Origin of the sequence: Arthrobacter sp. Y81 (genome assembly GCF_002929335.1) — a bacterium.
Classification (GTDB): Bacteria; Actinomycetota; Actinomycetes; order Actinomycetales; family Micrococcaceae; genus Arthrobacter.
Map to the genome: position 1 here is coordinate 38,840 of NZ_PJIL01000003.1, position 24,006 is coordinate 62,845.

A 24,006-nucleotide genomic window follows, 5' to 3' on the forward strand; every position below is an offset into this window, starting at 1 on the left:
GCTACCCTCGAACCCGAACCAGCAGGCGTGCCCGCTGCCGGGTGTCCCCTGCAGCTGCCCCGGCGGCCGCCGCCAGACCGAACGCGCCGTCCAGCACCGCCCGGTCGGCGGATGCGGAGGACCCGTACGCAGCGAACTCCGCCGTGTGGTGGGCAGCGCCGCCTACGTCGTAGCCCAGCAGCGGGTGGATGCTTGGCACCAGCTGCGAGACGTTGCCCATGTCAGTGGAAGCCACCGGCTCGTCGTTGAACACGACCTGCCTCCCCCGGGCCGTCATCGCCTCGCGGTACGCCTCGGACAGGAACCTGTCCTGCCTCAGCTCGGCATACGCGTTGCCGGTAGGCGTGACCCTGAGCGTGGCACCGCTGGCGAGGGCACCGGCCTCCAGGCAGCGCCGCACACGGTCCTCGATCACCCGCAGCGTCGCCAGGCTGGGTGAGCGCATCTCCACGCTGGCCCGGGCGCGCTCCGGGATGACATTGACGGCGCTCCCGCCTTCGGTGACGATCAGCGAAACGATCGAGCCGGACGGAAGCTGCTGCCGGGCAAGGGCAACAGCGGTCTGGGCAACCACCAGCGCGTCCAAGGCATTGATCCCGTCGGCCGGCGCCGCTGCAGCGTGCGCCGGCCGCCCCTCGTACAGCACATCCCACATGCCCATGGCCAGGGATGAGCCGCCGATGACATCCTCTGCCCCGGCGTGGGCCATCATCGCCAGACCCACGTCGTCGAAAAAGCCCTCGCCGATGAGGTCCACCTTGCCCCCGGTGGTCTCCTCGGCGGGAGTGCCGAGCACCTTGACGGTAATGCCGAGATCGTCGGCAACGGCCGCCAGCGCGAGCGCCGCCCCCACGGCACTGGCGGCGTTCACGTTATGTCCGCAGGCGTGTCCAATGTCCGGCAAGGCATCGTATTCGACGCAGAGGGCCACCACGAGTTCCCCGCTCCCGTACCGGGCGCTGAACGCAGCGGGGAGCACAGGCTGGGCGGCGTCAAAGCTGAAGCCGGCGGAGCGCAGCAGCCCGCTGGCCCGTTTGGCGGCCCGGAACTCCTCGCCGCTGCGTTCCGGATCGGCGTGGATGGCATGGCTCAGGCGGAGAATCCTGGGCTGCCAGCGTTCCAACGCTGCGGAGATCCGGCCGCGCATCCCGGGCCCGACGGCTGGCGCAGGCTCCGCCGTCGTTGTACCCGCACCCGTACCCGCCTTAGCCGGGCTCATGCCCGGACCTCGGCCGGCTGCCGCTTCGGGTAGCGCGCTGAGGCGGCGGCTGCGACCAGCGCAGCTACGGCGAGCACTCCCCAGATTGAAACGAGGCCGCCCTCCGTGATGCGTCCGGACTCGGCCGACGAGGAGGAAAGCAGCCTGACGACGGCGGCGCCCACCGCAATGCCGACGGAAAGGGCCAGCTCGTTGAGACCGGCAGCCGTCGAGGTCTCCTCAAGGGGCACACCCTCAACGGACAGCGAGCGGGTCCCTGCCTGGTACATGCCGAGGCTCAGGTTGAACATGGCGAAACCGACACAATATCCGGCCAGCGAGGCGTGTGCCGCAATCATCACCGCGAATCCGCCGGCTAGGAGCAATCCGGCGAACACCAGCGTGGCGCGCTCGCCGAATGCTGCGAGTGCCCGCGCAGTCAACAGCGAGGACACAAGCGAGAGCACTGATGCCGCCGCGAGCACAATGGCGATCATTAGCGGGCTGAGCGCAAATCCGTAGCCGGTCTTGTCGGGGTTGGCGTGCAGGAAGATGCCGTTGGTGCCGAAGTAGCTGATGGACGCAAAGCCGAAGAAGAAGGTGGCCAGCGAGACTGCCCGGATCCGCGGGTTTGCCAGCATGCGCAGGTCCATGAACCTCTTCCCGCGCTCCGCGCCGCCGGCGTCGATCACAGCCCAGAAGGCCAGCAATGCCAACCCGACCAGGCCGGATCCGAGCGTCCGCGCATCGAGCCAGCCCCAGTCCGGTCCCATCGACAGGGCAACCACGAAGCCGATCAGGCCGAGCGAACAGGCCAGCAGCGGAACCACGGCGAGCCTTTCCCAGTGGGAGTTCCGACGTCGGGCAGCAGGAACGAGCACACCAGGGCCGCGACGGCGAAGGGGACGGCCACCCAGAAACCGAGGGCAGCGTCGCTGACGCCCACGATGCCCGCCAACAGCCCACCGGCGCCGACCATGATCATGAGCACACCGATCATGACGCTGACTCCGGTGCGGGTATGGGCGGGGCTGCTGACCCGCAGGATTCCCATCATCAGCGGGATGAAGCCGACGACGCAGGTGAGCATAACGACGCCCACTGTCACTGTCCACAGGGAGGGCCAGAGTGCCATCATGAGAACTCCGGCAACGACGACGGCCGTGGACCAGCGGAGCACCAACCGGTATCCGTAGCTGTCTCCGAGCCGCGAAATGATAGGCGTCAGCACGGCGAAACTGACGTTGGCAACAAGGAAGATGCCGTTGATGGTCGGATCGTCTATCGCAAAAACGGGCCCGAGGGCGGGCAGGATGGGGTTCAAGTACCCCTGGGTGACGCCGCTAAGTGATTCGATCACAGCCATTGCCACGATCATGCCCATGATGGTCCGGTGGGTGAGGGCCGCTGCCGCCGGTGGCGCTGTCTTATTTGTCATGTGCTTCCTTGGGATTCGGGGCAATTACGTCTGGGTGATGCGAGTCACAACGTTAGGGCCGGCATGATCCGCACTTCCTGAATTGCTCGAATGCACCAACCCACCCCGCAATTTGAAATAATCAGCCATGATCTCCGAACTTGATCTCGAAATCGTCAACGCCTTGCAGATCAACCCCAGGGCGGACTGGTCCCGGGTCGGGGACGTCCTGGACTTGTCCGGGGCAACCGTCGCCCGCCGCTGGAACGCGCTCGCGGAAGGGGGACTCGCGTGGATCACGCCGTCGCCGGGGCCGCGCTACCTGAGTGCCGGCTGGTCCGCCTTCATCCAGCTGTCCTCGGTGCCGTGCGAGCACGAGGCCCTCATCCGGCGGCTTTGTGCCGAGCCGGCATTCGGGACCGTTTCCCTGGTCTCGGGACCCCACGACCTGTTTGTGGACTGCTTCGCATCAAGCCATGAGGAACTGATGGCGATTGTCACCGGCTCCTTCGCGGACCTGCCCGGGGTCACCCGCAGGGAGGTCGTTTTTGTCACGCAGCTCTACCGGCAGGCCTCGGAGTGGCGCAGCGGCACCCTGGAACCGGCACGGGCGCGGCTCATGGCGAAGGAGTCCGTACTCCCGCCGCCGGCGTATGCCCCGGACCGGCTGGATGCCTCCCTGCTCGAAGAGTTGGCCGTCGACGGGCGGGCCAGTTGGGCGGAGCTGGGCGCTGCCTGCGGCGTGTCGCCCCAGACAGCGCGACGGCGGGTGGAACGGTTCCTGGCGTCCGGCTATATGACGATGAGGTGCGATACGTCCGTTTCCGTCCAGCAGGGCCTGCGGGAAGTCAGCCTGAGCCTGAACGTTCCCGCGACCCATGTGGATTCCATTGGCAAGTACTTCGCCGGCCTGCCGAGCTGCCGTTTGAGCGCCCAGGTTCTGGGTGCCCAGAACCTGGTGGTCACGTTGTGGGTCCGCGACTATCTGGAAGTGCAGGGCCACGAACGTGAGCTGGCAGCCAGGGCGCCCGGAAGCACGGTGATTTCCCGCCAGGCTGTGGTGCGCACCTACAAGCGGCTCGGCCATCTGCTGGACGAGTCCGGCCGCAGCCGCAGTGTGGTGCCCCTGCCTCTCTGGCGCGAGGCGTGACCCGGGCAATTCCGCCGGAACGCCGAGCGCCGCCCAGGAGCACCACCTGCAGGGAAATGCGGCTACTGGCTCTGGAAGATATTCAGGATGTTGCCCTCGGTGTCCAGGAACCAGGCAGCTTTGCCGACGGCATTGGTGGCGATGCCGTTTTCAGTCTTCAGGCCGGGAAAGTCGTATTCCTCGAAGGTGACGCCGCGGCCTCGCAGTTCTTCCATCTCGGCTTCGATGTTGTCCGTGCTCCAGCCCATCTGGGTGTTTTTCGCGGTGCCGGCGTTGTCGGTCTGATACAGCAGGAATGTCGTTCCGTTCCCGCAGCGGTACATCAGGTTTTGGTCGTCCAGGACGTCCGGGGCGTCGAGTCCCAGCACGTTCTGATAGAAATCACGTGCCCTGGCGATGTCCTTAGCCGGGAGCACCGCGGCGGCCTCACGATCCTTGAGCATGATGAATTCTCCTTAGTTGAGGGATGGAGATATTCGCCCCGAAGGCGGCGCCTGCGAGGGCGGCATTGCCGGCTCTGCCCGGCACCCGGCTGTCGCTATTTGCGATGCACCGGGACTGTCGGGGAGTTTTCGCGGCCGCATCAACGGCCAGAGTCTCCCCGGCGTTCATATCGCCATTATGGACGCTGATGCACCTCCCCGGATATAGGTCGGCGGATGGCCCGGCCTGGAATGGTCCGGCGCCGATAATCGCAACCCGCCGGCCGTCATCGGGGCGCGGTTCCGGTGTTTGTCCGCTTGTTGATCAGCCAGGTGACGAACCACAGCACGACGCCGATTGCCATCAGTCCGCCGGCGATCTGGTACTGGATGACATTGCGGCCCACCCACGGGCCGGCGAGGAAGGCACACAGCAGCGCGGCGACAAGCGGCAACTGCCCCGGGGAGGTGAAGAACACCTTGCGGTTGGGATCCCTCTTGCCGCGAAGGACTACGCAAGCCACGTTGACGACGGTGAACACGCATAGCAGCAGGAACGCGGTAGTGCCGGAGAGGTTAGCCACGATGTTGCTCTCCGGGTCGCCGGTGACATACCAGATCAGGCCCAGCGCCAGGACAGTGGAGAACAGGATCCCGGCCCACGGGGTGCGGCGCCCCGGAAGAACCTTTCCGAGCGGGCGCGGCAGGACATTTTGCCGGGCCATCCCGTAGATCAGGCGGCTGGCCATCAGCATGTTGATCAACGCGGTGTTGGCGACAGCGAACACCGCCAGGAACGGGAAGATCCTGTCGATCGGGAAGTCAGGTGAGCCCTTGTGCACCACTTCCAGGAGCGCGGCGCCTTCGGCCTCCCTGATGCCCCCAAGTTCTGTGGGCGTCAGCACGCTGACCACGGAAATGGCCACCAGTATATAGAGGATCACCGCTATGCCAAGGCCGGTGAGCATAGTCCGGGGGAAGATCTTCTCCGGGTGCCGGGTCTCCTCCACCATGTTCACGGAGTCCTCAAAGCCGACCATGGCGAAGAACGCGATGGAGGTGGCTGCTGTCACGGCCAGGAACAGGCCTTTGTCCTGGTAGTCGTTGAAAACGAAGATCTCCCCCGCGTTCCCGGTGCCCTGAGCGATCACGTAGAAGCCGACCCCGATCACAATGCACAAAGCCGTCATCTCCACCAGGGTCAACACCACGTTGAATTTCACGCTCTCACCCACACCGCGCAGGTTGATCGCCGCCAAAAGCAGCATGAACCCCATCGCCACCGCGGTGATCACGCCCTGTCCTGGCACGCCCATCCAGCCGTTGATCTCCAGGCCGCCGAAAAGGTTCTGGGCGAGCACGTTCGCCGAGGTGGAGGCGCTGGTGATGCCGGAACAGACGACGGCGAACGCGACCAGGAAGGTGACGAAGTGGATCCCGAACGCCTTGTGCGTGTACAACGCGGCGCCGGCCGCCTGGGGGTACTGGGTGACCAGTTCCAGGTAGGAGAACGCCGTGAGCGTCGCGACCACGAAGGCCAGGAGGAAAGGGAGCCAGACGATGCCGCCGACAGTTCCGGCCATCGTGCCCGTGACGGCGTAGACGCCGGCGCCGAGGATGTCACCGACGATGAAGAGGAGCAGGAGCTTGGGCCCGAGGACCCGTTTCAGCTCGGGTGTGTCGCCTTCGGGAGTGGCGTCGAACACTTCGTCTGTAGTCGCGCTCATGCTGGACCTCCGCAGCGGGTTTCACGCTTCTTTCCGGAACCGCGGCCGCACCCCGACCTGAACAGATGGCTGTGTGATGCCATAGCCGCCCTGACATTTCCAGCAGATCCCGCCATGATGGCCACCTTACGCGCCCTGGTGACAGCCCTGCGGATGCCTTATGCGTTCTCACCGGCGGGCGTCACGACGTCCTCCAGCATTGACCTGTCGAAGAATCGGACTTCGCCGGTAGCTGGGAAGAACACTGGAACAACTGAGGTGCTCGGGTCCTTTGAGGTTTCGTAGATATCGGCCCCGCTCCCGTGTTTGCGCGCAATGGTTCCAACCAGGTCGGTGCCGCGAACCCGGACTGTACGGAATTTGTAGCTCATGTGGACCCCTTCGTCAGTTAGGGCAAACCCTACTCCCGCAGTCACGGTCCGGAACGCCGGCCGCGCCAGCTGCCGCTAGGTTTTGCGGTGCGGCAGCTGCGAAATGTGGCGCGCGGAGGCAGCGGGACGGACTGCAGGTCATCACGGTGCCGCCGGCGACGGAGCTCAAGGGCCAGACTCTCCTGGCCGCGTGCCATCGCCCAGCGGTGGTTGGCTGCGAATGCCGGTTTCAGGAGCCAGCTCAAACGCCGCAAGAGCGGTTTTGCGGTACTGACCCGCCAATCGTAGGTAATTACCGTTTCCGGCCCGTCCTGCTCGAACGTCCACCGGCCGGTTCCGTTCAGGTCCCCGGCGGCAGTAAGCGCAAACCCGCGGTTGGTGACAGGCTCGGTGACCGTCAGGGTCCAACGGAGTGTGTAGGGCAACCAGCCTTTTGTGTGCAGGCGCACTGGCCTTGGGACGCCGGGGGCCAGGCGGCCCTCCGATGTCCCGCCCGCGGGTTCGACGGCAAGATAGACCGACGGCCACCAACGGGGTAGCAAGCTGGCATCGCCCAGGACGGCCGCGACGTCCTCCGGAGTACCGGCCACCCGCCAGACGGTCAGGAATTCGTAGTCCGCGCTGCCCATGGCGGCCGCCAGCTCACCTCGACGGATTGACGACCATTGCCGACCCGCCGCCGCGCCGTACGGGCTCGGCAGCAGCGACCATGCGTCCGTCCGGCAGGAATTCGATGGCGGTGGCCGCGCCGATCTCTGCTGCCGATGTGAACGCATCACCCGACGGAGTGAACGCGTGGCCGTAGGGAGTGAGTTGGCTTCCGTAGGCCGTGATAAACCCAGGCTCCGCCGTGACCTTCGCTGCATTCCTTTGCGCCGCACGCGGCTCCGCGACCGCATCGGAGATGTTCATGCCCAGGTCCACCCGGTTCACGATGGTCTGCAGGACGGTGGTGATGATCGTCGATCCGCCGGGCGAACCGAGGGCGAGGTACGGGTCACCGTCCTTCAGGATGATGGTGGGTGACATCGAGGAGCGCGGACGCTTTCCCGGCTCGATCCGGTTAGGGTCGGTCGGGCTGTACACGGTGGAGAAGTCGGTGAGCTCGTTGTTGAGCAGGAATCCGCGTCCGGGGACGACGATGCCGGAGCCGCCGGTCTGCTCGATGGTGAGCGTGTATTCCACCACGTTCCCCCACCTGTCCGCGACCGTCAGGTTGGTGGTCGAAATGTTCTCGGTGTCCTTCTCATCGGCGGGCGCCGCAGCGGCGGCCGGGCACGCGCCGTCGTACGAGGAGATGTCCCCCGGTGCCACGGGCTTCGTAGCCGCCTCGGCCGGGTTGATCTGGCATGCGCGCTCCTTGCCGAACAGCGGATCGGTGAGTTCGTCCGTGGGGACGTCGACAAACGCCGGGTCGCCCACGTACTTGGCGCGGTCCGCAAAGGCGAGTGCACTCGCCTCAAGGTAGTGGTGCAAGGCCGCGGGCCTGGACATCTCGGAAAGATTGGACGTGTCCAGGATGTTCAGCGCCTCACCCACGGTGGTGCCGCCGCTGCTCGAGGGCGCCATGCCGTAGACGTCCAGGCCGCGGTACTCCACATGTGTGGGTGCCTGGTCCAAGGCGCGGTAGGCGGCGAGGTCCTTCGTCGTCATGTGGCCGACCGGAACCGGCAGCGTCGTGGTGTCCGACTTCGGCGGGGCCTGGACTGCGGCAACGATTTCGTCCGCGACCGGGCCGCGGTAAAAGCCGCGCGTGCCCTTGTCCGCGAGGAGCTCGTACGTAGCGGCGAGGTCGGGGTTCTTGAAGACACTTCCGACGGCGGGTGCGTCGCCGCCCGGGAGGAAGAGGCTGCTGGTCGACGTAAACGCCTCAAAGCGGACCTTGTTGTCGAGGGTCTGCTGACGGAACGTTTCGTCGACCAGGAAGCCGCGGGTCGCAACGTCTATGGCAGGTTCCAGGGCATCGTCGAGGTCCAAGGTCCCCCAGCGCTTGAGTGCACGCTCCCACGTGGCCGGCGTGCCGGGAACGCCAACGGACACCCCGCTGGTGACGAGCTCGGGTGTGAAGTTGTACGGCTCGCCGGTCGCGGGGTCGATGAAAGCGTCATTCGGCATGGCCTCCGGCGCGGTTTCCCGGCCGTCGATGGTGCCGACCCTGCCGTTCCTTGCGTTGTAGAAGACGAAGTAGCCGCCGCCGCCGATCCCGGCGCTGTACGGCTCGGTCACGCCCAGGGTCGCGGCAGCGGCGACGGCGGCGTCCGCCGCGTTACCGCCATCGCGGAGGATCTCGATAGCCGCTGCGGATGCCTCCGGGTCCACAGTGCTCACCGCGCCGCCGTACCCGGTGGCGGTTGCGGTCTTCTTGATCTCGTGCGGAACGCTGTCCCCCGGATCCGCGAACGCCGGAGCAGCGACCGCGCCGCTCGTCACGCTCATTGCCAGAGCCGCCGTGAGGGCGGCAATTCGACTTCTCACATTAGGCATGGTCGCTCCCGAGTCAGGGTGATGCGAGCTTGAGGGGTGATGGTCACGTTACTCCGCGACAGTGCCACCTTCAACACTTTCCCGCAGGGCCGGGTCAGCGGAGCAGGAGCCGTTTCGCGTCGGCGCCCCGGAATGCCTTCTGGCCTTCCGCCGGGAAGATTCCGGCCAGGAGCCGGTCCGATTCGGACTGTCCTGCGACGTTGAATGAACCGCCGGTCACCATCAGCTCGTCGGCAGCGGACGCTGTGAACAGGCGCTCGAGCCGGGACCGGACTTCGGCGGGCGTACCGTAGACGGAGTTGGACAGGCTGCTTTCGACGGCTTCCAGCTCCCGCGCGGTCAGTCCGTTCCACTCCTCCGGATCCACCGGCGCCAGCGCGGCGAATTCGCCCGTTGACCTCGAACGGGCAAGCGCAACGGCTTCGGGCAACAGCAGCTCCCTTGCGAGCTGCCGGCTCGCTCCCACCGCCACGTTCGCGGAAATCATGACGAAGGGCCTGTCGAACCATCGTGACGGACGGAACCGGGCACGGTACCTTTCCAGCACCGGCAGTTGTCCGCCCTGATCCGGGCCAAACACGGCCGGGCCGCCCAGCACCACACCCAGGCCGGCCCGGGCCGCAATATCGGCTCCCGCACCATTGGCCAGCACGAATACCGGCGTTGCCGAGTCGTTCCGTGGCCGTGCCGTGATGGGCGCAGAGCCCGCGAGGTATTCCAGGAGTTGGCTCAGGTCCTTTTCGAACCGCTCCGCTTCAGGTTTCCCGGCGCGCAGCGCGCTCCGGACTGCCGGGGTGAACCCCACTGACCGGCCAAGGCCCAGGTCGATGCGCCCCGGATGAAGGACCTCCAGGGTGGCCGCCTGCTCTGCCACCACGAGGGGTTGGTGGTTGGGGAGCATGATCCCGCCCGAACCGACCCGGATGGTGCTGGTCCGCGCGGCAATGGCGGCCATGAGCACTGCCGGAGCGGAGCCGGCAATGCCCGGCACCGCATGGTGTTCTGCCACCCAGAAGCGGTGGTAACCCAGTTCCTCAGCTCTTTGGGCGCGTTCCAGGACCAGGTTCAGGGATTCTGCGGCAGTAGACCCGTCCAAGGAGTTGGCACGGTCGAGAATGGAGATCCGGGGAAAGGGCATACTGCTGGAACCACACCGCCCGGGGAGGAATTCCCAGCGGCGGACGCCGCCTACCGAGAGCTCAAGCACCACCAGGTCCGTCATCGACGACGTGCTTACACGGCGGCCCAGAGGGATCTGCTTACAATCGAACCTCCAGCATCTAACAAGGGAACCATGAAGAAACTCACCACGGCCCTGCTCGCCGCCGGCCTCATCCTCTCCGCGTCCGCGTGCTCGGCACCGGCGAAACTGACTACCGAACAAACCTGCGACCGGATCAAGATCGTTGTGTCCAACCCAAGCGCCAGCGCCGGCAAGACCGGAATGAACATCCTCGCCAACCGGCTTCGCCCCCTCATCAGTGGCGCCTCGGACGAGCTGAAGCCCTCTGTGGAAGCGATCGTGGCATGGGCCGACGAGTCCGCGAAAGAGAGCCCCGACGAAGAGAAGCTGGGAACGCTGACAGCTGACTACCAGAAGGCCGGCAGCACGTTCGGACAGCTCTGCAGCTAGGCGCCCGGCAATGTAGGACGCTAAGGCGGCGGGGACTCCGCGTTCGTCGTGTCGGCCGCGGCGCTGGCCAGGTCGGCCGGGGGTCCCTGCCGGCGGCTCGCCAGTAGGAACGGCACGGCGATCAGCTGGATTACGCCGCCGATCGCCAGCGAGGCCGGGTAGCCGTAGACATCGGCGGCCCGGCCCAGCAGCGGCTGGACTACCACGCCGCCGCCTGATCCAATAAGCGAGTCGAAGCTGAGGACTGTTGCGCGCTGCTTCGAGGCGATCATGTCGTTCAGATAGGCCTGACGGACCGGAACGCCCGCCGCGTCGACCAGCGCCCAGAGTGCCAACAGCGCCAGCGCCACCCAGAACACCTGGGTGAACCCGAGCACCACCAGGATCATTGCGCTGACGCCGCCGCTCAGAATCAGCACTGTGGTGCGTTTGCGGACCAGGCGCCGGATGCGGGGGGCCACCCATCCGCCGAGCACTTCCGCTCCGGCGACGATGGCGGCAGCCAGGCCCGCCACGGAGTACGCACGCGGGTCGCCGAAGAGCTGGAGCAGGTACGGCTGCAGAGCGTAGAACACATAGATTCCGACGCCGGCGCTGAACGGCGCGGCCAGCATCACGTAGCGTACCGGCGGATTTTTCAAACCGTTCTCGATCGAGGCGGCAAGAACGGCACGGGTCGCCTGGAGTGGGTGCGTGGAGCGCTCGGGCGTGAACCCGACGTCGTGCATGAGCCAAAAGGCAACCACAAACATGGCCAGGAGCACCCCCACGCGCAACAGGAACGGCACACCGAGGTCAGTGACCTGGGCGATCACGCCGCCGGCCACCGATCCGACGAGCATCGCGACGCCCGAGACCATCACACCGCGCCCAAGCACCGCCTCCAGGCCACCTTCATAGCCCGAGAACCGCAGCGCGTCCACGAGCCAGGCCTCGACCGCGCCGGAGAAGAACGTGAATCCGAGTCCCAGCAAAACCGAAACTACGGCCCATGCCCAGAACGGGGCCGAAAGCTGCCAGAGCACGTAGTACAGGTAGGTCGATCCGGCCAGCGTCACCGTGCCAAGCAAGAATGAAACGCGGCGTCCCCAGCCGTCGGCAACAACGCCCGTGGGCACCTCGAACAGCACCATGCCGGCGGTGAAGAACGCGTTTGCGGCGAAGGCTTCAAGGTTGCTGAGCCCGGCGTCCAGGAGGAAGAGGGTGTTGATCCCCCAGATGAACGAGGCCGCAAGCGTATTGCCCAGCGTCAACGTGAGGTAGATGCGCTGAATCTTTCGGGCGTCGGCGTTCATCTCGTCGGCGTTCCCGCCACCGGCTAGAGGGGGAAGCACGAGCCCATTCTCGTCCCGTTGGCCCGCGCGCACCAGAGCAGGCGTGGTCAGCTGGTGTGCACGGAGTTCAGCGGGTACTTAGGCGAGGCGGCTCCGGACGATCTCGCTGACGGTCTTCCCGTCGAATCGTCCGGCGACCTTGGCGGTGACCGGCTTCATGACGGCGCCCATCTGGCGGATGGACGGTTCCTGGCCGTCGGCCTTCAGCCCTGCAATGGCATCGTCGACGATGGCTTCGACCTCATCACGGGTCAGGGCTTTGGGCAGGTAGGCCTCGATGACCTCGGCTTCGGCGATTTCGGCGGCAGCCCGGTCGGATTCCCCGGCTTCGGTGTAGATCTTTGCGGTGTCGCGGCGTTTGGCTGCTTCCTTCTGGAGCAGGGCCGTTACCTGGGTGTCGTCCAGTTCGACAGGGGTCTTGCCGGACTTCTCACGCGTTTCGATCTCGCCAAGGACGTTGCGCACCGTGGTGAGCGCCACCTTGTTCCTGTCTTTCATGTGGATAACAACGTCGCTGTGGAGGCGTTCCTTGAGGGTGGTCATGGTGTTCTCGTTTCGTTGGGCTTGTTTCCATTGTCCCCGGTCATTGCTTCATCACTCCCACGACGCGACGATGGAGTGCACGGCCCGATAGCCCTGCGCCGTCTTTGTCCATGCCTTGTAGGTGAGGCCTGGACGGCTTCACCGAGACGCCTTTCAGGCCGCGCGGTCATCATCCAGCACTGCGTCCATGGATGCGTGACGCAGATCATGGAAAACCCTTGACAAACTTGTACAACTCTTTCCATACTTGAGGAGAAGAGTTTCAACGAGGCAACTGGAGGACTGATGTCGGCAAAACTCACGGACGTCGCAAAACTGGCAGGGGTATCCCTGGCAACGGCGTCCCGGGCGTTCGGGGATCCCGGACGGCTGGCAGCGGACACACGGCAAAAAGTCATGGCAGCAGCCACCGAGCTGGGCTATGACGTACCGGGACTCACCGGCAGCAGGACCTTCGGCGTCATTGTGCCGGACATCTCCAACGCCGTCTTCGCGGCGCTCATCAAGGCCATCCAGAACCAGGCCTGGCACGGCCGACACCGCATGGTGCTGGCCGACACTGCCGAATCTTCCTCACGCGAACGCGATCACTTGGAGTCCTTGGCTGCCGGCGTAGACGGCATCATCCTCTGCTCCCCCCGCCTGCCCTCGGCGCAGATCCACCAGCTTGTGGGCAACGCGCCGCTCGTGGTCATCAACGGCGAGGCCGATCACGCAGCCCGCGTGCTGATGGACGCCGGCGAAGGCCTCCGCCAGGCAGTGGAACACCTCCACGCCCTTGGCCACCGCAAACTTGCCTATATTCCGGGACCGGCCTCGTCCTGGGCCAATGGCCAGCGGCTCGCAGCAATCACCCGCTTCTGTGCCGAACGGGGCTTTGAACTGGTCACCGTGGGAAACCAGAATGCAACGGTCGACGGCGGGCTCGCAGCCGCCGCCTCGGTGGTCGCCAGCGGGGCCACCGCCGTCATCGCCTACAACGACCTGGTAGCCATCGGGATGCTCGCAGGGGCCCGCTCGCTCGGTTACCACTGCCCCGAGGACATCAGTGTGGTGGGCATCGATGACCTGGATATCGCTGCCGCCGCCGAACCCGGGCTTACGTCGATCCGGGTTCCCATCGAGCGAAGCGGGTCCCTGGGACTCGAGCTTCTCCTCGAACAAATGTCCGGCAAGCCAATTGCCACCGAGGCAGTCCACCTCAGTTCACAACTCATCGTGCGCGGCTCCACCTTCGCGGCACGCAACGCAGACCAAGCAATCCAGGGAAAGTAACCATGAGAATTGTCATTGCTGACTCCAATCTGATGTCCCAAAGAGCCACGTTCGAGGCCGCCCTCCCCGAAGGAACCACCGCATCGTGGCATGACAGCTGGAACGAACACTCGGTCCTAACTGACCTCAAAGACGCGGACGTCTACGTGGGACCACGGTTCACCGAAGCCATGGGCGCGGCGGCCCCGAACGTCCGCCTGGTTCATGTGGCCGGGGCCGGCTACGACGGCATCGAAGCCGACGCCCTGCCGGTCGGAGCTGTCTGCGCCAACACGTTCCATCACGAAAGTTCCATTGCCGAGCACATCGCCGCTGTCCTCGTTGCCCTTCGCCGCAACCTGATCGGACAGGACGCCGCCCTGCGCACGGGCATATGGTCCTCCTCCGTTTACTCCTCGGAGATCCGCCAGCCGGAAACGCTGCGCGGAGCTGTGGTGACGTTCCTGGGGTTCGGCCACATCGGGGGTGCCGCATGGAACCTGCTCCAGGCTTTTGGCGCCGAGGGCATCGCCATCACCCGCAGCGGCACGGTGGATCCGCAGGCAAATTCGCTGCGCTGGGCCGGCCCCACCGAACGGCTGGCCGAGGCGCTCAGCGAATCGGACATCCTGGTCATCAGCATCCCGCTGACGGACGAGACCACGGGCTTGGTGAGTTCCGCCCAGCTCGACGACCTTGGCCCGGACGGGCTGCTGGTCAACGTGGCCCGCGGTCCGATTGTCGATGAAACTGCGCTGTACGAGGCACTCAAGGACCGCAGGATCGCCGGCGCCGCCATCGACACGTGGTACCAGTATCCGGGCCCCGACGGCCGCGGCGAGCCATCCACAATGCCGTTCGGCCGGCTGGACAACATCATCATGACCCCGCACTCCTCCGGCGTCACCGCGGAAACCTTCCGCGGCCGCGCACGGGAAATCGCGGAAAACATCACCCGCCTGTCCAAGAACGAACCGATCAAGAATGTTGTGATCTCCCGATGACCCGCAAAATCGTCGACGTCGACGTCCTGGTGACCAGCCCCAGCCGAAACTTTGTCACCCTCAAAATCACTACCGATGACGGTATCGTCGGCTGGGGCGACGCCACCCTGAACGGCCGCGAACTGTCAGTGGCCAGCTACCTGCGCGACCACCTGGCCCCCGCACTGCTGGGCAGGGACGCCGACCGGATCGAAGACACCTGGCAGTACTTCTATCGCGGCGCGTACTGGCGCCGCGGACCGGTGACCATGGCTGCGATCGGGGCCATCGACCTGGCCCTGTGGGACATCAAGGGCAAAGCCCTCGGCGTCCCCGTTTATCAGCTCCTGGGCGGTGCGGCCCGCGACAAAATCCTCACGTACACCCACGCCACGGGCTGGGACCTCCCCGAGCTCCTGGACTCCGTTGACCAGCGCCGCGAACAGGGCTTCCGGGCCGTCCGCGCCCAGTCCGGCGTTCCCGGCCTGGACAAGGTTTACGGCGTCACGAAGGGCGCCGCCAGCTACGAACCCGCCGGCCGCGGTGCCGGGCCCGTTGAAGAGGACTGGGACACCTCCGCCTACCTGCGCCACGCCCCAAAGATCCTTTCGGCCGTCCGGGAGCACGTCGGACCGGAACTGAAGCTGCTCCACGACGTCCACCACCGGCTCAACCCCACCGAAGCCGCGCGCCTGGCACGCTCACTGGAGGACGTGGACCTGTTCTGGCTCGAAGATGTGACGCCGGCCGAAAACCAGCGGCTGCTCCGCACCCTGCGCCAGCAGACCACCATCCCCTTGGCCATCGGCGAAGTCTTCAACACCGTCTGGGACTGCGAACAGCTCATCACCGAACGGCTCATCGACTTCATCCGCACCGCCGTCGTCCACGCCGGAGGCATCTCCCACGTCCGCAAGATCCTGGCACTGGCCGAGGTCTACCAGATCAAGGGCGCCCCGCACGGGCCCTCGGATGTCTCCCCCATTAACCTCTCCGCCTCATTGCACCTGGGACTGGCCACCAGCAACTTCGCCATCCAGGAATACATGGGCTACGACCCCCTCGTCTCCGAGGTGTTCCGTTCCAGCTTCCGCTTCGAGGACGGCTACCTCCACCCAGGCGACGAACCCGGCCTCGGCGTGCAGGTGGACGAAGCGGCTGCTGCCCGCTTCCCGTACAAGCAGGCCTACCTGCCCATCGCCCGTGAGCTCGACGGCTCCATGAAGGACTGGTGACCATGACTCGCCCCCAGCCTGCACCGCTGACGGCGTCCACCCCCGGAATCGTCCGGCGCGACGCAGTCCCGGCCCCCGGCATCGTCCACCTCGGTTTGGGAAACTTCCACCGCGCCCACCAGGCCGTCTACACCGACGCCGCTATCAGTGCCCACGGCGGCGACTGGGGCATCATCGGAGTATCCAGCCGTTCCAGCGCCGTCAGCGACGCCATGCATGCCCAGGACATGACCTACACGGTGGTGGAGATCTCGCCCGAAGGATCGACCTTCTCCACGCCGCGCGTGCATTCGGACGCCTTTGTCGCGGCGGAAAATCCCCAACGCGTCGTCGCGGAAATCGGCGCGGCTACAACCCGGATCGTGTCCCTCACCGTCACCGAAAACGGCTATACGTACAGCCCCGCAACGGGTTCGCTGAACGTGGCCGACGCCGATGTGCAGCATGACCTGACGCAAGCCACGGTCCCCCGCACGCCCATCGGACAGATCGTCCGCGGCCTCCAGCTGCGATCCCGGACGCATGGCGAACCCGTCACCATCCTCAGCTGCGACAACCTCTCGGACAACGGCCACCACACCCGGCGCCTCGTCCGCGAGTTCGCTTCGCTGCTGCCAGCCGCCGAAGCCACAGACATCCTGCAGTGGATGGACGCCAACGTGACGTTTCCGTCCTCCATGGTGGACAGGATCGTGCCCGCCACGACCGACCACTACCGCACGCTCGTCGCAGAGCAGCTCGGATACACGGACCGGATCCCCGTCCCCGCGGAGCCGTTTACGATGTGGATCCTGGAGGACAACTTCATTGCGGGCCGCCCGGCGTGGGAAGCCGGCGGCGCCATCTTCACGGACGACGTCGCGGGCTACGAGCAGCTCAAGGTCAGGCTCCTGAACGGCACTCATTCGCTGATCGCCTACCTCGGCGCGCTGTCCGGTGCTGCCACCATCCCCGATTCCACGGCTTTGGACTACGTCGAGAACGCCGCCCGGGCCATCCTGCGGCACGAGTACCTGCCCAGCGTCCAGGTGCCGGCCGACGTCGACGTGGACGCCTACGAAGCCCAGCTCTTCTCACGGTGGCGGAACTCGGCGCTGGGACACCGGACCAGCCAGGTGGGCTCGGACGGATCCGTCAAGCTCCGCCAGCGGATCCCCCTCCCCGCGCTGCAAATGCTCGACGGCGGCGTCATGCCCCACCATCTTGCCCTCACCACCGCGGCGTACCTGTCGTGCATCGCGCCGCTGCACGGATTCGACCCCGGCATTCACGCCCATGAGATGCAGGACCCCGCCAGGGAATCACTGCAAAATCTCGCCGCCGGGTCCGCCTCCGGCCGGGAACTCGCCGGCAAAGTCATCGGCCAGCTCCATCTCCTCGGTGACGAACTCGCCACCCGCGACGACTTCATGCACCGCACCGGTGAACTGATCGACATCATCCACCAGCACGGACCCCTGGCCGCCGCCCGCGCTGCTGCCGAGTCAACCGCCCTCCTTCCCGCACAGAGCCGGAGCATCCCATGACCACCCAAGCCGTACGCCTCCCGGACCAGCCGGCGCTGCCGCGCACCACTGAAGCCGCCGTCCTGCACGGCGCCAAAGACCTCCGCATCGAGCCGAAACCGCTGAAGGCACTGGGCCCGAACGATGTCCTCGTGGAAATGCGCTCCGGCGGCATCTGCGGCTCGGACATGCATTACTTCGCGGACGGCCGCAACGGCACCAACGTACTCCGCCAGCCCACCGTCCTCGGGCACGAAGGCGCAGGGGTGGTCATCGCCGCCGGAGAGACTGCCGCCGTCGCCGCGGGCACCGCCGTCGTCATTGAACCTGCGCTCCCCTGCGGCACCTGCCCCGCATGCGTATCCGGCCGGTACAACGTGTGCCCGGCCGGCACGTGCTTCGGCTCGCCGCCCACGGACGGCCTTTTCGCCCGCCACGTGGTGGTGCCGGCAGCTGCGCTCCATGCACTCCCGGAGTCCATCCCGGCGGAGATCGGCGCAGCGATCGAACCGCTCGCCGTCGCCGTCTGGGCCATTGAACGGGCCCAGGTGCAGGCCGGCCAGCGGGTGCTGATCACCGGTGCAGGGCCCATCGGCCTGCTCGTGGCACAGGTTGCCGCCGTACAGGGCGCAGCCGAGGTCATCGTGACCGACGTCAACGACGACCGCCTGGCCGTCGCCGCGCAGTTTGGAGCCACCCGCACCATCAATACGGCGGCAATGGCGCTCGACTTGACCGGAATGGACCGGCTGATCGAATGCTCCGGAAACAGCAGGGCACTCATTGACGGCATTCAGACCCTGGCGCCGGCAGCCCGGGCGACGGTAGTGGGCCAGGCACGGCCCACCGTGGACGGAATCCCGCTCGGCTTCCTCCAGCGCTACGAAATCGACCTTGTCACTGCCTTCCGCTATGCGCATGCGTTCCCGACGGCGATCGGACTCGCCTCATCCGGGAAGGTGGACCTGCGGTCCATCATCACCAGCACGTACCCCCTCGCCGATGCCGCGACCGCCCTCACGGCCCCGGTCACGGACCCCACCAACCTCAAGGTCCTCATCAGCTACTGATTCATTCCCGCACCGGCGGAGCTTTAGACCGTCCATGCAGGACATCCATTCAAAGGAGTATGGAAATGACCACAGAACATCCCCACGCCACGGCGGTAGACCAGAAAAAGGTCCGGAAGGCGGCCCTGGCAGGCCTCATCGGCACCACGCTTGAACTCTACGACTTCGTCATTTACGGCACTGCCTCCGCGCTGGTCTTCAGCCACCTGTTCTTCCCGAACATTTCACCCGCGGCCGCCCTGCTGGCCAGCTTCAGCACCTTCGCCGTCGGGTTCCTGTTCCGTCCGCTCGGCGGAATCTTCTTCTCCCACTTCGGTGACCGGCTCGGCCGCAAGTGGATCCTTGTCACCACCCTGCTGCTGATGGGCGGCGCCACCCTCGTCATCGGCCTGCTGCCGACCTTCGAACAGGTGGGCGTCCTCGCCCCGCTCCTGCTCTGTGTCTGCCGCGCAGCCCAGGGCTTCGGCGCCGGCGCCGAGCAGTCCGGCGGTGCCACCCTGCTGACGGAATCGGCTGCGCCCGGTACCCGCGGCAAGCTCGCCTCCCTGATCATGGTCGGTGCCGCCGCGGGAACCGCGCTCGGCGCCCTGGTCTGGATCGGCGCCCAGGCCCTGGCTCCCAACGACATGATGACCTGGGGCTGGAGGCTCGTCTTCCTGTCCAGCATCTTCGTGACCATCGCCGCACTGGTCATCCGCCGCAAGCTGGATGAATCCCCGGTGTTCGAAGAAATCAAGCAGGCCCGCACCGAACCGCCCGCACCGCTCCGCGAAGTCGCGAAATTCGGCAAGGCCAACGTCCTGCGCGTCATCCTGATGAACTTCGGCGTTAGCACCCAGTCCTACACCATCCAGGTATTCATGGCCTCGTACCTGATCACTGTTGTCGGCACGGACCCCAAGTTCATCCCGCAGGTGCTCCTGATCGGAGCTCTCTGCGGAGGCGCTGCCGCAGTCGGCTTCGGGATGCTCTCGGACAAGATCGGACGACGCCGGGTGGTTTCCATCATCACCGGCGCACTGGTCCTCTTTCCGGCCCCGGCCTTTATGCTCCTCACCACCGGTTCACCCATTGCCATCATGCTCGTGATCATTGTGGGATTCATGCTCGCCTGCCAGGGAGTCGTCGGCGTGCACATGAGCTACTTCCCGGAGATTTTCGGCAGCCGTTACCGCTACGCCGGAGTCACGCTGGGCCGTGAATTCTCCTCCATCATCGGCGGCGGCATCGCACCGATGGTCTGCGCAGGCCTCCTGGCAGTCTTCAGCAACTCGTGGGTCCCGGTGGCCATCTACATGTCCCTGGTCATGCTCGTCAGCTTCATAGCAACCCGGCTCTCGCCCGAAACCCTCAACCGCGACCTCACGGATCCGGAGGATGCCCGCCGGCACGGCAACGGGCCGGCGCCCGCCGACGCCGAGTTAGCCGACGCCGGGCTGGCCGACGCCCGCCACGCCAAGTAAAGCCCTCCGGCCCAACCACCTCCGAAGAAGGAACCCATGCTGCGCCTCGAACACCAGGCAACCATTTCCCGCCCGGCACCGTCCTCCATCCTCCGCGACACGAGAGTGGTAGCTGTCCTCCGGGCCACGCACGCCAGGGAGTATGCCCCGGTCATCGAATCACTGCAGCAGGGCGGTGTGCTCAGCATCGAACTGACGCTGAGCACACCGGGCGTGTTCGACGAACTCCCCCGCCTCCAGGAACACTTTGGCGACAGCCTGGAAATCGGCGTCGGAACCGTGACTGCTGCGGACGAAGCAGAAACGGCACTGGACCTCGGCGCAGCCTACATCGTCACACCGGTGACGGACCCCGGCATCATCGCGGCATGCATCCGGCGGGGCGTGGCCGTGTATCCCGGCGGTCTCACCCCCACGGAACTGCATGCCGGCTGGAAACTCGGCGCAACCGCAGTGAAGGTCTTCCCGGCATCCGTGGTCGGCTCCGGTTACGTTGGCCAGCTGCGCGGCCCGTTCCCGGACATTCAGGTCATCCCCTCCGGCGGGGTGGACATAGAGGATGTACCGGGATGGATCAGGGCGGGAGCCCTCGCCGTGAGCCTCGGCGGTCCGCTCCTTGGCGACGCCTTCAAGGGTGGGGACCTGCGGGAACTCACGGCCAGGGCACGGCGTGTCCGTGAGCTGGTCGACCAGACCACAGACCAGATGGGCGCGAAACGGTGAGCGGCTCCCCTGCACCGTACGTCCTGACATTCGGCGAAACCATGGCCCTGATGCGTGCCGATCAGGTCGGCCCTCTGGCCCACGCCTCCACCATGAGCCTGGGGATTGGCGGCTCCGAGTCCAACGTCGCCATCGGTCTGCAACGGCTTGGTGTGCAGTCCGTATGGTGCGGACGCGTGGGGGCCGACTCCCTGGGCCAGCTTGTTGAGCGCGAAATCAGGGCAGAAGGCGTGGACGTCCGCATCGCGGTCGACCCCACAGCCTCAACAGGACTGATGATCAAGGAACGCCGGACACCGGCCACCCAGCGGGTCAGCTACTACCGTGCCGGCAGCGCCGGCTCCAGGATCGCTCCAGGGGACGTCGACGAACTGCTCATCTCCCAGGCAGCACTGTTGCACATCAGCGGAATCACTCCGGCGCTGTCCAGGCAAGCCGAGTCAACCATCAGCTATGCCATCGCCGCGGCCAAGGCAGCCGGCGTGCCGGTCTCCTTCGACCTCAATTTCCGGGCCAATCTCTGGTCGCGGGAAGGCGCCGCAGGCGTCTACCGGGATCTCATCCCGCTCGCGGACATTGTGTTCGCGGGCGACGACGAAGCCGCGATTGCAGTCGGGACCGGCGAACCCGAGGACCTTGCCCGACGCATAGCTGACCTGGGTCCAAGCCAGGCTGTCATCAAGCTCGGCGCGGACGGCGCCCTCGCCCTGATCGACCGTCAGGTCCTCCGCCAGGATGCAGTCAGTGTTGCTGCTGTGGACACCGTCGGTGCCGGCGACGCGTTCGTCGCCGGTTACCTTGCCGAATACGTCACTGGCCGGGGCCCCGAAGAAAGGCTGCGGACAGCAGCGGCCACCGGCGCGTTCGCCTGCCTCGTGCCAGGTGACTGGGAAGGCTTCCCCCGCCGCCATGAACTCACCCTGCTCGACACGAAGGAACCTGTCAGCCGCTGACCTCCGAATTACCGGCCTGCCTGCTCCCGGCGAAGACGTGGAGTCTCTTTCGCCATCTGCAAAAACAGAGGCTGCCTGCCGTTAGCCACGAGCCACACCCCAACCAGAGGCGAAGCCAGTATGAATGAACCCCAGCACCCCAGCGGCACAAAATTCTTCGTGGGAGCCTATGCCGCCGCCCCCAGCCTGCAGGGCTGGAACCCGGCCTCCGAAGGCAAGTTCCTGGCAGACGTGCTCGCGCTGGACGGTGTCGCCGGGCTGGAAATACCGTTCACCGGCGCGCTCCACAAAAACGATGAACCGTGGTTCCTGCAGCAGCTTCCCGCCACTGCCGAATATATCGTGACTACGATTCCCGGAACGGCGGCCCGGCTCCAAGCCGACCCGGCCTTCGGCCTTGGCTCGACGTCCGCCGCGGGGCGCAAAGCCGCCGTGGAGTTCGCAGGCGAGGCGCTCGACGCCGCACACCGGCTCAGCGCCCATACCGGCGGGTCCGGAGTTCGAGTCCTGGAACTTCATGCGGCCCCAGTCGCGGACGGCGGCCGGACCTCTGTGTCGGCGCTGACAGACTCGCTCACGGAGATCTCGGCCTGGGACTGGCAGGGCGTACAAATCGTCCTTGAACACTGCGACGCCTTCACTCCCGGCCGGCCTTTTGCCAAGGGGTTCATGACACTGGAAGCTGAGGTCGAAGCCGTCAGCCGGGCCAACGATCTGACCGGGCGCTCCGTGAAGCTGGGCATCAATTGGGGCCGTTCGGTCATTGAACAGCGGAGAGCCGGCGCCGCCGTCGAACACATCAGGTTCCTCCGACAGGCTGGCCTGCTCGGCGGCCTCGTCCTGTCAGGCTGCTCCGACGCCGAGACCCGGTTCGGGCCCGCCTGGGCAGACGTACACGTGCCGCCTGCTCCGCCCCAAACCGGCGGGAGTGAACCCCGCGCCTACGCTTTGTCCGGGGTCCTCGAACCCGCCTCGTTGATGACCGCTGACAGCATCAGGGACTGCCTGGCGGCCGCCGGGACGGACCATCGAACGGGCGTCCGCGGCATCAAAGTCGCTGCCCCGCCGCACGCCACCGTGGACGAACGGGTCGACGTCATCGCCCAGACGCTGGCCATCGCCCGCCAGTGCGCGTGAACATGCCATCCAGCCATTAGGGACAGGGACAGGGACCCGACCTACGTTTGGACACCGGCCAAAATCGCGGATCTGGTTTAGTGGCCTGCGAGAATCTGCGATGCTGGAGCCATGGGGACTGCAGCATGAAACGCCTGGACACGGCCGGCGCGGCCGACTTCGGTTCCTGGCGCCCGGGCTCACAGCCATAACGGTGAACGAAATAGTACGGGACGCAGTACTTGCAGGGGCCGGGCTTCCAATCCCTTCGGGGCCGGACGCGCGAATTGTGGTCCCGATTCCATCGGAAGGTTGCAAAACCTGGTGGAGCTGGCCCGGACAGTCTGCGGGCAGCCCGTGACGGCGATCAACATCATCACCGAGGATCTGCAGTATCAGGTCGCGACAGCAGGCATTGACCCGCACATGTGTGCCCGCGAAGACTCGATGTGCGCGGTCGGATTTCTCAGCGGGTCACCGACCGTTCTCGAAGACGCCTCCCTTGACCCCCGGTACAGCGGCAACCCCTACGTTGACGGCCGGCGTGGCCGGGTCAGGTTTTACGCGTCCATACCGCTGATAACGGATGACGGGTTTGTCCTGGGCACGTTGTGCGCCGGTTCCCGCGAAACCGGCCGGATCAGTGACGAACAACTCCGCGGCCTCGAAATTCTGGCAGCTCAAGTAGTTGACGTCCTGCACCTGGAACACCGCGCCCGGCAGCTCGCCCAGAAGTTCCGTCCGTCGCTGATCACGGACACCAAGAGTGAGATCGATTCCTTCGAACCCTTGTCCGGGCACAGGAGACAAGGCTTGATGATCTCCCCCCGGAGGAGGGGCAGTGACCCCCTCGCCGCAGCCCAAGACAGCAGCCATGCTGCTGCAAAGGAAAAAAGACAGCAGGACCAAAAGGCAAGCCGTCCTCTCTGCCATCGAGGCACTCGAACGCATTCACACTCCCATCACCATCGCCGAAGTTGCGCGCCGGGCGCGGGTCAGCCCTTGGCTGGTCCGTCAGGAACCACCGTTAACCGAAGTCCGGAAAGCACAAAACAGGGCCTCGTCCGGGGACAGGGCGAGAGGAGGAGCGGCGGAAGGTTCCGCTACTGCTTCGCTGCATGTCGAACGTGATCTGCTGCGACAGGAAAACCAGCGGCTCCGCCACCAGATACGGAGCCAGCAGCGCCGCATCTCCGAGCTGCTCGGAGATGAAATCGACGGCACGGATACCCAATCCCAGCGCCTCCGCGTCCAGGAGTTGACGTCCCAAAACACCATCCTCTCGGAACAGGCCAGCTGCGCGCTCCGAAAGATTGCCGAGCTGGAAAAGAGAATCACGTCGTTATCGGCTGACATCCACGCCGCGCACACGGTGAACCGTTCACTCATGACTCGGCTGAACCGCCGGCAACAGTCCTAGCTGTC

At 65.8% G+C, this 24,006-nt stretch carries 23 protein-coding genes and 1 pseudogene; 13 read left to right on the forward strand and 11 right to left on the reverse strand.

Annotated features, from left to right (window positions below; genetic code table 11):
* Position 1 precedes the first annotated feature (1 nt).
* The 3 genes from CXQ91_RS05335 to CXQ91_RS05345 are packed head-to-tail and all read right to left on the reverse strand — an operon-like array spanning position 2 to position 2,636.
* The gene (locus tag CXQ91_RS05335; protein ID WP_219816493.1) at positions 2–1,219 is read right to left on the reverse strand and encodes a M20 family metallopeptidase; all 1,218 of its coding nucleotides are present in this window, start codon (positions 1,217–1,219) and stop codon (positions 2–4) included.
* Entirely contained in the window at positions 1,216–2,028 is an 813-nt protein-coding gene (locus CXQ91_RS05340; protein ID WP_104172901.1) for an MFS transporter, read from the reverse strand. Before CXQ91_RS05340 ends, CXQ91_RS05335 begins: the two co-directional genes overlap by 4 nt.
* Complete coding sequence (locus CXQ91_RS05345; protein WP_104172902.1) at positions 1,995–2,636, reverse strand: MFS transporter; 642 nt, start codon at positions 2,634–2,636, stop codon at positions 1,995–1,997. The genes CXQ91_RS05340 and CXQ91_RS05345 overlap by 34 nt, the downstream gene beginning before the upstream one ends.
* Before the next feature lie 127 nt (positions 2,637–2,763).
* On the opposite strand from CXQ91_RS05345, the gene CXQ91_RS05350 reads away from it, so the two are divergent.
* A complete protein-coding gene (locus CXQ91_RS05350) occupies positions 2,764–3,765 on the forward strand; it encodes an Lrp/AsnC family transcriptional regulator (protein WP_104172903.1) in 1,002 nt (333 codons plus the stop codon).
* 62 nt (positions 3,766–3,827) lie between these two features.
* Here the strand turns inward: CXQ91_RS05350 and CXQ91_RS05355 are convergent, their stop codons facing one another.
* The 6 genes from CXQ91_RS05355 to CXQ91_RS05380 all read right to left on the reverse strand — a co-directional run bounded on the left by CXQ91_RS05355 (position 3,828) and on the right by CXQ91_RS05380 (position 9,991).
* Positions 3,828–4,208: a VOC family protein gene (locus tag CXQ91_RS05355; RefSeq protein ID WP_104172904.1), complete on the reverse strand. Its 381-nt coding sequence runs from the start codon at positions 4,206–4,208 to the stop codon at positions 3,828–3,830.
* A gap of 266 nt (positions 4,209–4,474) precedes the next feature.
* Positions 4,475–5,914: an APC family permease gene (locus CXQ91_RS05360; protein ID WP_104172905.1), complete on the reverse strand. Its 1,440-nt coding sequence runs from the start codon at positions 5,912–5,914 to the stop codon at positions 4,475–4,477.
* Between the two features lie 158 nt (positions 5,915–6,072).
* Entirely contained in the window at positions 6,073–6,285 is a 213-nt protein-coding gene (locus CXQ91_RS05365; protein ID WP_104172906.1) for a hypothetical protein, read from the reverse strand.
* Between the two features lie 41 nt (positions 6,286–6,326).
* Entirely contained in the window at positions 6,327–6,914 is a 588-nt protein-coding gene (locus CXQ91_RS05370) for an SRPBCC family protein (protein WP_104172907.1), read from the reverse strand.
* Between the two features lie 13 nt (positions 6,915–6,927).
* Positions 6,928–8,769 carry a gamma-glutamyltransferase gene (ggt, locus tag CXQ91_RS05375; protein WP_104172908.1) on the reverse strand — a complete coding sequence of 614 codons (1,842 nt, stop codon included), beginning with the start codon at positions 8,767–8,769 and terminating at the stop codon, positions 6,928–6,930.
* A 94-nt stretch (positions 8,770–8,863) separates the two neighbouring features.
* Complete coding sequence (locus CXQ91_RS05380; protein WP_258073842.1) at positions 8,864–9,991, reverse strand: MsnO8 family LLM class oxidoreductase; 1,128 nt, start codon at positions 9,989–9,991, stop codon at positions 8,864–8,866.
* 72 nt (positions 9,992–10,063) lie between these two features.
* On the opposite strand from CXQ91_RS05380, the gene CXQ91_RS05385 reads away from it, so the two are divergent.
* Positions 10,064–10,402, forward strand: coding sequence for a hypothetical protein (locus CXQ91_RS05385; protein ID WP_104172909.1), 339 nt, complete (start codon positions 10,064–10,066; stop codon positions 10,400–10,402).
* A 20-nt stretch (positions 10,403–10,422) separates the two neighbouring features.
* Here CXQ91_RS05385 and CXQ91_RS05390 read toward each other — a convergent pair whose 3' ends face one another.
* Positions 10,423–11,697, reverse strand: a complete 1,275-nt coding sequence (locus CXQ91_RS05390; protein WP_181038808.1) for an MFS transporter — start codon at positions 11,695–11,697, stop codon at positions 10,423–10,425.
* 117 nt (positions 11,698–11,814) lie between these two features.
* Positions 11,815–12,279 carry a GatB/YqeY domain-containing protein gene (locus tag CXQ91_RS05395; protein ID WP_104172911.1) on the reverse strand — a complete coding sequence of 155 codons (465 nt, stop codon included), beginning with the start codon at positions 12,277–12,279 and terminating at the stop codon, positions 11,815–11,817.
* Between the two features lie 285 nt (positions 12,280–12,564).
* On the opposite strand from CXQ91_RS05395, the gene CXQ91_RS05400 reads away from it, so the two are divergent.
* The 11 genes and pseudogenes from CXQ91_RS05400 (at position 12,565) to CXQ91_RS24720 (ending at position 24,001) form a co-directional block, all read left to right on the forward strand.
* Positions 12,565–13,554 (forward strand): LacI family DNA-binding transcriptional regulator, encoded by a 990-nt coding sequence (locus CXQ91_RS05400; RefSeq protein ID WP_104172912.1) that lies wholly within the window; start codon positions 12,565–12,567, stop codon positions 13,552–13,554.
* A 2-nt stretch (positions 13,555–13,556) separates the two neighbouring features.
* Positions 13,557–14,537, forward strand: a complete 981-nt coding sequence (locus tag CXQ91_RS05405) for a 2-hydroxyacid dehydrogenase (RefSeq protein ID WP_104172913.1) — start codon at positions 13,557–13,559, stop codon at positions 14,535–14,537.
* On the forward strand, positions 14,534–15,751 hold the full coding sequence (manD, locus tag CXQ91_RS05410) for a D-mannonate dehydratase ManD (RefSeq protein ID WP_104172914.1): 1,218 nt from the start codon (positions 14,534–14,536) through the stop codon (positions 15,749–15,751). Before CXQ91_RS05405 ends, manD begins: the two co-directional genes overlap by 4 nt.
* Before the next feature lie 2 nt (positions 15,752–15,753).
* A complete protein-coding gene (locus CXQ91_RS05415) occupies positions 15,754–17,277 on the forward strand; it encodes a mannitol dehydrogenase family protein (RefSeq protein WP_104172915.1) in 1,524 nt (507 codons plus the stop codon).
* Entirely contained in the window at positions 17,274–18,326 is a 1,053-nt protein-coding gene (locus CXQ91_RS05420) for an alcohol dehydrogenase catalytic domain-containing protein (protein ID WP_104172916.1), read from the forward strand. The genes CXQ91_RS05415 and CXQ91_RS05420 overlap by 4 nt, the downstream gene beginning before the upstream one ends.
* Before the next feature lie 65 nt (positions 18,327–18,391).
* Positions 18,392–19,789 carry an MFS transporter gene (locus tag CXQ91_RS05425; protein ID WP_258073843.1) on the forward strand — a complete coding sequence of 466 codons (1,398 nt, stop codon included), beginning with the start codon at positions 18,392–18,394 and terminating at the stop codon, positions 19,787–19,789.
* Between the two features lie 36 nt (positions 19,790–19,825).
* Positions 19,826–20,512, forward strand: a complete 687-nt coding sequence (locus CXQ91_RS05430) for a bifunctional 4-hydroxy-2-oxoglutarate aldolase/2-dehydro-3-deoxy-phosphogluconate aldolase (protein WP_104172917.1) — start codon at positions 19,826–19,828, stop codon at positions 20,510–20,512.
* Positions 20,509–21,465, forward strand: a complete 957-nt coding sequence (locus CXQ91_RS05435) for a sugar kinase (RefSeq protein ID WP_104172918.1) — start codon at positions 20,509–20,511, stop codon at positions 21,463–21,465. Before CXQ91_RS05430 ends, CXQ91_RS05435 begins: the two co-directional genes overlap by 4 nt.
* A 120-nt stretch (positions 21,466–21,585) precedes the next feature.
* Positions 21,586–22,602, forward strand: a complete 1,017-nt coding sequence (locus CXQ91_RS05440) for a DUF4862 family protein (RefSeq protein ID WP_104172919.1) — start codon at positions 21,586–21,588, stop codon at positions 22,600–22,602.
* Between the two features lie 336 nt (positions 22,603–22,938).
* Positions 22,939–23,220 (forward strand): annotated as a pseudogene (locus CXQ91_RS25215) (GAF domain-containing protein); the annotation flags it as partial.
* A 202-nt stretch (positions 23,221–23,422) separates the two neighbouring features.
* The gene (locus tag CXQ91_RS24720) at positions 23,423–24,001 is read left to right on the forward strand and encodes a hypothetical protein (RefSeq protein WP_181038811.1); all 579 of its coding nucleotides are present in this window, start codon (positions 23,423–23,425) and stop codon (positions 23,999–24,001) included.
* Positions 24,002–24,006 lie beyond the last annotated feature (5 nt).